We start from the raw sequence: 10,180 nt of genomic DNA, 5'->3' as shown, positions 1-10,180 counted from the left end.
ACCAAGGGTTTTCTATATACAAAAAGAAGGAAGACCTGCTTGGTCTTCCTTCGCTCATCTCACGTCTGCGCCTGCCCTGCGGCGAAGCGCTCCATCTCCCTACGTTGGCATTATCCAAATCAGGTCAAGGGTCGGGACCACGAGTCCCCTCTCAGCCTGCTGTGCACGACGCCGCAAGCTCCCCCGTTATGCAATTGCAACTCTTATTATAGTCGGACTCTTTCACATTGTCAACGTCTCTCAAGCAATTGTGTATTGGTTGGCGACAGACTGCCAAAGCTCGAGGCCCGTGCGCGCGACCGTCGCGTAGAACGGCTCGCCCGCCTCGCGCAGTGCGAGGTACTTCTGGACGAGGGCCTCCAGGAGGCTGAGGAGCTTGTCGTCGGCCACGCGGCCCTCGAGCGGCCGAGCAAAGGCAGATCCCTCGCCGAGATGGCCGCCGATCATCAACGTGTAGACGGGCACGACCGCCTCGCCGACGCGCGCGCGGCCGCCCGTCAGTCCGATGTCGGCGACCTGCGGCTGCGCGCAGGCGTGGAAGCAGCCCGTCAGGTTGATGCGCAACGGCTGTCCGACCTCTGGGAAAGCTTCGTCGAGCGCGGCCGTGAGGTCGTGCAGGCGGTTCTTCGTCTCAATCGGTGCGAAGTTGCAGTAGGCATTGCCCGTGCACGAGGAGGCATATCCCGTGAAGAACCCCGGCGCCGTCGGGTAGGCCTTGAAGATTGCATCGTGAAGCAGTGCCCCGGTCTCTCCCTCGGGGATGTCGAGCAGGATGAGGTTCTGCGAGTTCGTCGTGCGCAGGCGTCCTTGGCCGAAGCGCTCAGCAAGCTCGGCAAATGCCCGGAGGTCTTCGGCTCGGATGTGGCCGTTCTTCACGTGGACGCCGACGTAGCAGAGTCCCGGCTGCTTCTGCGCGTGGATGCCGTAAAAGCGGCCGTAGTTCCACGGGGCGGTGACTTCCTCGCCGCCGCACAGCAGAGCGCCCGTCTGTGCCTCGATCTTCTCGGCGACACGCTCTGCGCCGAGGTCCGCCACGAGGTACTTGAGGCGGCAGTGATTGCGCTTCTCGCGGTAGCCCTCGTCGCGGAAGAACGTTGCGACAGCCTCAGCGACGGCCTTGATCTCCGCCGGGCGGATGAAGAACGGCAGGCGTACCGCAAGATGCGGCTCTGCCGAAAGGCCGCCGCCGACGTAGGCGACGAAGCCCGCCTCCCCCTCGCGCCTTGCCGGCACAAAGGCCAGGTCATTGATGCGCGCAAAGCCGGCATCATGCGGGTTGGCAGAGATGGAGATCTTGAACTTGCGCGGCAGGTTCGAGAAATCGCGGTTGCCGAGGAAGAACCGGAAGACTTCCTCGACGAGCGGGCGCGTGTCGAGAAGTTCCTCTGCGTCGACACCGGCTAGCGGGTTGCCGAGGATCGTGCGCGGCACATCGCCGCAGGCCTCGACGGAGCTCAGGCCCGCGGCCTTGAGCCGCGGCAGGATGTCCACGGCATCGCGCAGAGTGATGTTGTGGATCTGCACGGCCTGGCGTATCGTGATCTGGATCTCGCCCTTGCCGTATGCGGCGGCAAGATCCGCGAGGACTTTGGCCTGCGCTGCCGTCAGCTGGCCCGAAGGCAGCTTGACGCGCACGAGGAAGTGGCCGTCGCGCGGCCGCTGCGCGTAGATGCCCGCCCACTTGAGGCGCTCGATGTCTCCGGGGTCAATCTCCTTGAAATCCTTTTCGGCGAGCGCGGGAAGCTCCTTGAGGATCTCGAGCCCGTCCTTCTCGTGTTTCCACTGTTCATTGCGGTTGGTCATGCTATCTCTCCTGTCATGAAAAATGGAGGTCCCCGTACTCAACGAGCATCCATACGCAAAAGAGTATACATACTCGAAAGAATACAGGAACCTCCATTTGCTGGTCAGTTACTGAATCGTATCTACCATACCATGGATAGTCGTTATCCGTCAACAGAAAATATCACAGAGCTGTGATAAAAGTCACAACACCTCTTCTTCCCCGCCGCTCAATGGCGGCCGAAGGCGAAGATCTTGACGCAGAGGAAGGTGATCGGCACGCCGAGGATGGCCGCGAGCAGGTAGCTCGCGAGCGACGGCAGACCGAGCAGATTGTAGCAGATGAAGACGATGGCGTTCTGGATGATGTAATTCGGCACGTACGAGAGGAAGAACTTCACGTAGCGCGCGAGCGTCATGCGCGTCGGGAAGACGAAGAAGCTGTTGAGCAGATACGCATTGCCATTGCTCAGCAGATAGCCGATGTTGAATGCGAGGTTCGCATTGTGGACGAGCGGTTCGAGGATCGTCGCGAGGAAGCTGCAGAGGAAGGTGTTGAGCGTGCCGATGACGAGGAAGAGCAGGAAGGCGCGCGTGAAGAAGTGGTGCTTGATGGTCTGCCAGTCAACTCTCATGGGCAGGCTCCGGCTCTTCTGCCGACTCATTGGCCATGGCGATGGCCGAAGCCGCCGCCTCATCATCGAGGCCGTGCGCGAGGTCTTCGGGCTTGCCGCGCGCGAGGAGGTAGAGCGGACGGCGCTTCGTCTCCTCGTAGGTGCGGCCGAGATACTCGCCGATGATGCCGAGGATCAGGAGCTGCATGCCGCCGAAGAAGAGCAGGCAGGCCATGATCGTCGGCCAGCCCGCCGCCGTGTCCTCGCTGACGAAGGTCTCATAGAGCACGTGCAGGAAGAGGCAGATGCTCGCGAAGAGGCTCGCCATGCCGAAGTAGAGGCCGAGGCGCAGCGGGAAGGTCGAGCACGTGAAGACGCCGTCGACGGCGAGGCGCCACATCTTGCGCGGCGAGAACTTCGAGCTGCCCGCAAAGCGCGGCGGCGCCGTGAAGTGCAGCTGCTTCTGCCGGAAGCCCATCGCGCCGATGAGCCCGCGGATGAAGCGCGCGTGCTCGCGGTAGCGCCGGAAGGCGAGCACGGCCTTGCGGTCCATCAGGCGGAAGTCGGAGCCGCCCGGCTGCACGGGCACCTCCGAGATGAGGTTGAGGAACTTGTAGTAGCCGGCCGATGTCGTGCGCTTGAGCCACGAGGCGTCGCGCGTCGCATCGCGTATCGTCTGCACGACATCGTATCCCTCGTGCCAGTACTTCAGCAGTTCGGGAATGAGCTCGGGCGGATGCTGCATGTCGCCGTCCATCGTTATGACGACATCGCCGTCCGCGTGGTCGAGGCCGCAGGTCAGCGCGAGCTGGTGGCCGTAATTGCGTGCGAGCAGCATCGGCTGGACGCGTGCATCTTCACGCTCGAGCTTCGCGAGGATGGCGCGGCTCTTGTCGCGCGATCCGTCGTCGACAAAGATGATTTCCCAGTCAAGGTCAAGACCTGCCATCGTCTGGCGGACGGCTTCGTAGAAATGATGCAGATTGTCCTCCTCGTTGTAGACGGGTACGACGATGGACAGTCTCTTTTTCTCCATGGATATCTAGACTTCCCTTCTATCCTTCTGTGTTCCTTCGTGTTCCTTCTGTGTTTTTATTCCGCATCGCCGGGATTGGCGATGCGGCGGCGCGGCACGATGGCCTTGACAATCGTCGTGCCCTGTGACTCGTAGACGTTCTCGAGAGCGCTGTCGGCGAGGCGGCCGCGCAGGAAAGGCAGCCGCTCCGTCTCGCAGATGATGAGGATCGGCGTCTCGGGCGGCAGGTCCTCATAGGCGAGGAACGGCATGACATTCTTGGCGTTCCAGCTCATGCCGCCGGGCCGGACGTCCTCCATCTCCTCGCGCCCGATAAGCTCGGGGATGTTCTCCCCGTAGTAGAAGACCGTCGAGGCTCTGTAGTGGATACGGTCATTATTATAGTCGCCGTAGTTAACGACGAGGTAATCACCGGGATTAAGATTCCTTAAAGCAGCGGCCGTCGTGCGCCCCGACTGCTGCTCGCAGAGCGGGATGGCGGCCACGAAGATCAGCACTGCGTAGAGCACGTACATGCAGGCGGCAGTCCGCTTGACGAGGCGTATCTTCGGCAGCAGAAAGCGGCCCGCGAGGATGGCCATCGGCAGGAAGGCCGGCTGCGTGTAGGTGACGTACTTCGTCGCCATGCACTGGAAGAAGAGGTTGACGAGCAGCGCCCAGACAAAGAGGAAGATGGCCGCATCGCTCACGCGCCGCTGCTTCACCCTCTCCCTGAGCTCTGCCCAGCGCTTCTTGACCTGGTAGAGCACGACGAACGACCATGGCGCGAAGCCCAAGAGGAAAATGAGCGTGTAGTAGTAGAAGACATCGTCGCGCGCATGCTCGGCCACGCGGGCGCGCAGGAAATTGTGCACGCCGAAGAATGTGTCGATGAATGCCATGCCGTGCAGGCGGTACATGACGTAGTACCACGAGCCGCCGACGGCGAGGAAGACGGCCATGCCGGGCAGCCACTTCATGTGCAGGACCTCCCCCGCCCGCCGCCTCACGCAGAGAAAGACGAGCAGGATGAAGCCCGGCAGCAGGAAGCCTATCGGGCCCTTCGTCAGGACGGTCAGTCCCGAGAAGAAGAAGGCCGCAAGGTAGAGCCATCGCCTGCCGCTGCGGTAAGCGAGGTAGAAGGCGATGAGCACGGCGTTGAAGAAGAAGACGAACGTCATGTCCGTGATGACGGCCTTCGAGAGGTAGAAGAAGGCGATCGTCGTGCCGAAGATGATGGCCGAGAGGAAAGCCGTAGCCCTGTCGTAGAGCTTGCGCGCGAAGTAGTACGTCTCAAGCACATTGAGCACCGAGAACACAGCCGGGAAAAAGCGCGCAGCAAACTCTCCCGTGCCGAAAATCTGGAAAGCCGCGAGGAGTTCCCAGTAAAAGAAGATCGGTTTATCATACCAGTAATTCCCGTAGATGCGCGGCGAGGTGAAGTCGCCAGCTGCCAGCATCTCCTTGGCGGTCAGCGCGTAGTTCGATTCGACGGGGTCCGTGATGGCCAGCTGGCCGTTGCCGAGCAGGACGAGGACAATGACGGCGAGTAGTGCCAGCGCGCGCTCGTGCTGCTTCATCATGGCAAGGATCTTATTCATGCTGTGCCCCCATCATCCCTGCTGATCTGCAGCAGCATCCTTTGCGAGGCAGGCCAGCGTCTCCTGCTGGATGTCGGCGAGCGTCGTCTTGGCGAGCTCCTGCTCGAGCGCGCGCTGGGCATCTTGCAGGTGGCCGTCGAGGATCTTGTGGATGTTGCGGCCGACCGGGCAGGCCGGATTCGGATTGTCGTGGAAGTGGAAGAGATGCTCGTGGTCGATGGACTCGACGGCCTCGAAGATGTCTAAGAGCGTGATCTCCTCGAGCGGACGCGTGATCCTGATGCCGCCCGTGCCGCGTGCGACCTTGATGAGCCCGGCCTTCTGGAGCTGGGACATCGTCTTGCGGATGATGACGGGGTTGACATTGACGCTGCCCGCGAGGAAATCGCTCGTGAGCTTGTACTGGTCCCCGAACGCCTCGATGCAGGCAAAGATGTGGACCGCAATGGTGAAACGGCTGGAAATCTGCATAGTATCCCCTCTTTCCCGGCTCATATCGCATCCCATCGCACCGTATATACTGTATATGCTGTACATGGATCTTCATGGATCTTGAGCCGCATTCTCTCATCTATCGTATTCTTGCAGATACGCTGTATTTATTAATACCTTCAGTATAGCAGGAATCCAATGCCTGTCAATTTCCCTGCTACATCGAGCGCTCTGCCTCATGGCTGTGCGCTCGCCTGCGCCGCGCTCTCGAACGGGAAGCGGTCGAGAGCAAAGAAGCGGCCGCGGATGCCGCCCATGGCCTCGTGCAGCATGCGCAGGAAGAGCGGCCAGTCCGCCGGCATGTCCTGTGCATCGTAATGGCAAGTGAGCCCCGCCTCGAGGCGGTCGTGGCGCTGCCAGCGCACGATGAGCCGCGCCCCCGTATCCGAGCCGTCGATACAGCGCACGTGCAGGCGCTGCTCGAAGGCAGCCGGTTTGTCGAGCGCATCGAGCAGATTGCTTACCGCCTTCGGCAGATCGTAGGCATGGCGCTCCGTGCCGAAGTCCTCCTTGTGGCGGTTGTAGAGGATCATGCGCTTGCGGCGGTCGAGGACGAGCTTCTCGCGTAGCTCCACGACCGTCCTCTTCCGCCCCGTGATGACGGGCACCTTCTCGACGAGCAGGAAGCGGATGTACTCGAGGTGGTTCTGCTGCTGGATGGCGACGTCCGGCAATTCATTGAGGCAGTCGACGAACGACGTCCAGTTCTCGGGGAACGCCCCGAGCCCTATGATGTGGCGCGCGTTCTTGCCCTGCTCCTTGTAGAGGAGCTGCCAGCGCGTGTCCGCCGAGAGCGGCGCCGACGCCGTGAAGCGCGAGCGCCAGCGCTGCGCGATGGCGAGCTTGTCGAGCTTGCGCAGCCAGCGGCGGCCGTTCGGCAACTCTACAAGAGCGTCCGGAGCGAGTTCCTGCGGCAGCTCCTCGAGCGAATCCGCCCGGGCCGCGCCGACATAGACCTTGCGCTCGCGCACCGCCACCTCGACCCGCAGGCTGCCTGCCCGCAGAGGGCCGCCCATCGTGAATATCAATTGTTCGAGCAAAATGTAACCCCCTAGATACCTAAGATACAGAATAGAAGATAAAACACACTGCAATGCAGGCTCCCGGCCAGCGCGGACATCCGCAAGAATCGCTTTACAGGAAAGATAGAAATGCGGTACAATGGCTGTCAGGAGGTGTATTGTTTTTATGAAGAAAATCTATTTACTCGCGATGATGCTCTGCCTGCTCATCCTGCCGGCAACGGCCATGGCTGCTCCGTCCGCGAACGCCAAGGCATTCGAGAGCGAAGAGACGATCTCGAACCAGTGGATCGACGCCATGCTCGTCAAGCAGGACTCGGCCTCTGCCCTCGCCGTCATGAGCGCCGATGCCAAGAAGAACGTCAAGGCATCTGAAATGCTCAAGGCACAGCAGCGCATGGCCAAGGAACTCGGCACGCTCAAGGAGAGCCGCTTCGTCTCGTGGACGCGCTTCGACAAGACGGACCAGTTCATCTATCTCATGAGCTTTGACAAGGCAAAAGTCGTCCGCTGCGAGTTCATCTTCAACAGCAAAGGCGAGCTCGACTACTTCGCCCTGACGCCATTCGCACCGCAGGAGAATGCAAAGAACGCAAAGGCAAGCAAAAAGGCAACGAAATAAGCTATGGGCTGACGCCTGCAAAAAGAGCTGTCGCGAAAGCGGCAGCCCTTTTTTTGTATAACATCGTAGGGGGCGGGGTGGAGACTATTTCGGTTTCGTCACTTCGTTAAATGCCCCGCAAGGTATATCTTCAGTACTGAGGAACTGCGCCGCATACAGCGACGCTTTTACATTGCAAACAAAGCCAAGCTCGTTTGCGGGGCAGCCCTGCGGGCAGTCACTCCGTTCCTGCAAGCGAAATAGTCTCCACCCCGCCTAGTCAGGCCATCGCATATGAGCCCACCGTACAAGTCGATTTGTGACAGTAAAAAGGTACTGCCTAAGGGTGGGGAAATATATTCCCCACCCTAGTTACGATGCGGTATCGTCTTGCACAGAAGGAACGCTCCGTTTCAAGCGACGGACAGAAAACCGAGCTCAGGGCGGGGGCGTGTGTTCCGCCTGGAAGAAGCGCAGCGACTGCCCGCAGGGCTGGGGCCTAAGTATCTGCCTGCATCCGTCCACTATGTCAGGACGCCGCGGCAGGCGGCGAAGTGGCATAGGAGCGAGCCCTGGCATAGGCCCCATTCAGCGGAGCTTCTGAAGCCGGAATATACGCCCCCACCCCGCTACGATGTCAACCAACCGTATCGTCTTTCAGTTGTTCCTGCACACGGTCGAGTATGATCCCGCCGATCGCGCTCTTGCTCATGAGCGGGTAGTCCCACATGCGGCCGTCCCGCGCGAAGATCTTGACGCGGTTTGTCTCGGTGCCAAAGCCCGCGTCCTTCTCGGAGACGTCATTGGCGACGATGAAGTCGAGGTTCTTCTTGGCGAGCTTGGCCTTGGCGTAGTCCTCGACGTGCTGCGTCTCTGCGGCGAAGCCGACGAGGATCTGGTGCGCCTTCTTCTGGCCGAGCTCGTAGAGGATGTCGGGGTTGCGCTCGAGTACGAGCGTGAACTCCCCGTCCTGCTTCTTGATCTTGTCAGCCGCTACGACCTTGGGCCGGTAATCGGCGACGGCGGCCGCCTTGATGACGACATCCGTGGCCGGGAACTTCCGGAGCACGGCTTCGCGCATCTGCCGCGCCGTCTCGACGCGCACGATGCGCACGCCCTCCGGCACGGGCAGAGCGCTTGGCGCCGACACCAGCACGACATCGGCGCCGCGGCTCTTTGCCTGCTGCGCGATGGCATAGCCCATGCGGCCCGTCGAGCGGTTGCCGAGGTAGCGCACGGGGTCGAGCGGCTCGATGGTGCCGCCGGCCGTCACGAGTACCTTCTTGCCCGCGAGCTCCTTCCCCTTGGCGAAGAAGGCAGCGAGCTCCTCTACGATGGCGGCTGGCTCCGGCAGGCGCCCCTTGCCGCGGACGCCGCAGGCGAGCATGCCGCTCGCTGGCTCGATGATGTGATATCCCCTTGCGGCGAGGTCGCGCAGGTTGCGCTGCGTCACGGGATTCTCGTACATGTTCGTGTTCATCGCCGGCGCGGCAAAGACAGGTGCCTTTGTCGCGAGCAAGGTCGTCGTCAGCATGTCGTCGGCGATGCCGGCCGCTGCCTTGGCAAGGACGTTGGCCGTCGCAGGTGCGATCAGCACGGCGTCGGCGAGCGTGGCGAGCGCGATGTGCTCGACATGGTAGTGCGGCACCTTGGCCCACATGTCCGTCGTCACCGGTTGGCCACTGATCTCGCGGAAGGTCAGCTCCGTGACGAAGTTCTCGGCGCCGCGCGTCATGATGACATGGACCTCCGCGCCGGCTTTCTTCAGGCGGCTCGCGATCTCGACGGCCTTGTAGGCGGCGATGCCGCCCGTCACACCGAGCACGATTTTCTTGCCCGAGAGGGCGCCTGCGTTCTCCTGTTCCATCGGCTGCATCTCCTCCCCTGCTGTTTTCTCAAGGAATCTTACTGGTCGATATCGAGCTCGTAAGAGATCTTGCCCTCGGCAATCTCCTCGAGCGCATTCGTCACGTTCTTCGTCGAGCGGGCCTTCGTCGCCTTGAGCTCAGCGCCGTCTAAGAGCTGGCGTGCGCGCTTGGCGGCGAGCACGACGAGGCCGTAGCGGCTGTCGACTTTCTTCATCAGCGTATCCGTGGACGGATTGACCATGCTCATCTCAACAGTATTCGTTCTCATTGTTCCAACACCTCATTGATCATATCTTCTTTATCACGACGGCAGTGCTCTGCGACCATGATGGCCTGGATGCGCTTCACAGCCTGGCGCACTGTGTCATTGATGACGACAAACGTGTAATTGCGGCCAATCTCGATCTCCTTCTCGGCGGAGCCGAGACGGCGCGCGAGCGACTCCTCTGTCTCCGAGCCGCGGCCGCGGATGCGGCGCTCGAGCTCCGGCAGGGACGGCGGCAAGAGGAAGATGAAGAGCCCGTCGGGGCAGCGCTTCATGACATTCAGCGCGCCCTGCGTATCGATTTCGAGCAGGATGTCCTGCCCTGCCTCGCGGCGCTCCTCGATCTTGCCGAGCGGCGTGCCGTAGTAGTTGCCGTAGACATTGGCGTACTCGAGGAAGCCGCCCTCCCCGATCATCTTCTCGAACTGCTCCTTCGTCAGGAAGTAGTAGTTCTTGCCGTCGACTTCACCATCACGCGGCTGGCGCGTCGTCGCGGAGATCGAGTAGGCAAGCTCCGGCGTCTTCGAGAGGAGCTCTCCGCAGACCGTTCCCTTGCCCGTGCCCGAAGGCCCCGAAATCACAATCAATAACCCTTTGCTCATTCTACCTCATCTTTTCCTTTAGTATTCCGATTCATCTCTGCTCTGCTGGCCCTCGCCATCTCCTTCGGGTCATCCTCGACGAGGATGCGGTGCGTGATCGTCTCCGGCTGCACGGAGGACAGCACGACGTGGTCGCTGTCCATGACGATGACAGCGCGCGTGCGGCGGCCATACGTCGCATCGATCAGGCGCTCATTGTCGCGCGCCTCCTGGACGATTCGCTTGATGGGCGCCGACTCCGGGCTCACAATCGCGACGATGCGGCTCGCAGATATGATGTTGCCAAAACCGATGTTGATTAAGCTGATATCCATTTCA

The 10,180-nt window shown here is 61.1% G+C and carries 11 protein-coding genes and 1 riboswitch; of the genes, 1 reads left to right on the top strand and 10 read right to left on the bottom strand.

What is annotated here, in order from left to right; translation table 11 throughout:
- Positions 1 to 79 precede the first annotated feature (79 nt).
- Positions 80 to 195: riboswitch (TPP riboswitch) on the bottom strand.
- 45 nt (positions 196 to 240) lie between these two features.
- From B2X55_RS10435 to B2X55_RS10410, 6 genes are all read right to left on the bottom strand, one after another.
- Positions 241 to 1,803 (bottom strand): nitrite/sulfite reductase, encoded by a 1,563-nt coding sequence (locus B2X55_RS10435; RefSeq protein ID WP_286822075.1) that lies wholly within the window; start codon positions 1,801 to 1,803, stop codon positions 241 to 243.
- Positions 1,804 to 2,012: 209 nt separating this feature from the next.
- Positions 2,013 to 2,417: a GtrA family protein gene (locus B2X55_RS10430; RefSeq protein ID WP_286822073.1), complete on the bottom strand. Its 405-nt coding sequence runs from the start codon at positions 2,415 to 2,417 to the stop codon at positions 2,013 to 2,015.
- Positions 2,407 to 3,432, bottom strand: a complete 1,026-nt coding sequence (locus B2X55_RS10425; protein WP_286822072.1) for a glycosyltransferase family 2 protein — start codon at positions 3,430 to 3,432, stop codon at positions 2,407 to 2,409. Before B2X55_RS10425 ends, B2X55_RS10430 begins: the two co-directional genes overlap by 11 nt.
- A 56-nt stretch (positions 3,433 to 3,488) precedes the next feature.
- The gene (locus tag B2X55_RS10420) at positions 3,489 to 5,012 is read right to left on the bottom strand and encodes an ArnT family glycosyltransferase (protein WP_286822071.1); all 1,524 of its coding nucleotides are present in this window, start codon (positions 5,010 to 5,012) and stop codon (positions 3,489 to 3,491) included.
- A gap of 12 nt (positions 5,013 to 5,024) precedes the next feature.
- Positions 5,025 to 5,483: an Rrf2 family transcriptional regulator gene (locus B2X55_RS10415; protein ID WP_036374849.1), complete on the bottom strand. Its 459-nt coding sequence runs from the start codon at positions 5,481 to 5,483 to the stop codon at positions 5,025 to 5,027.
- Positions 5,484 to 5,680: 197 nt separating this feature from the next.
- The gene (locus B2X55_RS10410) at positions 5,681 to 6,544 is read right to left on the bottom strand and encodes a hypothetical protein (protein ID WP_270528563.1); all 864 of its coding nucleotides are present in this window, start codon (positions 6,542 to 6,544) and stop codon (positions 5,681 to 5,683) included.
- A 148-nt stretch (positions 6,545 to 6,692) separates the two neighbouring features.
- On the opposite strand from B2X55_RS10410, the gene B2X55_RS10405 reads away from it, so the two are divergent.
- Entirely contained in the window at positions 6,693 to 7,148 is a 456-nt protein-coding gene (locus B2X55_RS10405) for a hypothetical protein (protein WP_278823152.1), read from the top strand.
- Positions 7,149 to 7,764: 616 nt separating this feature from the next.
- Here the strand turns inward: B2X55_RS10405 and coaBC are convergent.
- From coaBC to remA, 4 genes are read right to left on the bottom strand one after another with little or no spacing between them, the layout of a single operon-like run.
- On the bottom strand, positions 7,765 to 9,003 hold the full coding sequence (gene coaBC, locus B2X55_RS10400; protein ID WP_286822068.1) for a bifunctional phosphopantothenoylcysteine decarboxylase/phosphopantothenate--cysteine ligase CoaBC: 1,239 nt from the start codon (positions 9,001 to 9,003) through the stop codon (positions 7,765 to 7,767).
- Positions 9,004 to 9,032: 29 nt separating this feature from the next.
- A complete protein-coding gene (gene rpoZ / locus B2X55_RS10395; RefSeq protein WP_036374858.1) occupies positions 9,033 to 9,263 on the bottom strand; it encodes a DNA-directed RNA polymerase subunit omega in 231 nt (76 codons plus the stop codon).
- Positions 9,260 to 9,862, bottom strand: coding sequence for a guanylate kinase (gene gmk / locus B2X55_RS10390; protein WP_036374861.1), 603 nt, complete (start codon positions 9,860 to 9,862; stop codon positions 9,260 to 9,262). Before gmk ends, rpoZ begins: the two co-directional genes overlap by 4 nt.
- On the bottom strand, positions 9,859 to 10,176 hold the full coding sequence (remA, locus tag B2X55_RS10385; RefSeq protein WP_286822066.1) for an extracellular matrix/biofilm regulator RemA: 318 nt from the start codon (positions 10,174 to 10,176) through the stop codon (positions 9,859 to 9,861). The genes gmk and remA overlap by 4 nt, the downstream gene beginning before the upstream one ends.
- Positions 10,177 to 10,180 lie beyond the last annotated feature (4 nt).

Origin of the sequence: Mitsuokella sp. UBA4253 (genome assembly GCF_002395285.1) — a bacterium.
Classification (GTDB): domain Bacteria; phylum Bacillota; class Negativicutes; order Selenomonadales; family Selenomonadaceae; genus Mitsuokella; species Mitsuokella jalaludinii.
Note: the sequence above shows the minus strand (reverse complement) of the source record. Positions and strands in the feature narration are given on the sequence as shown.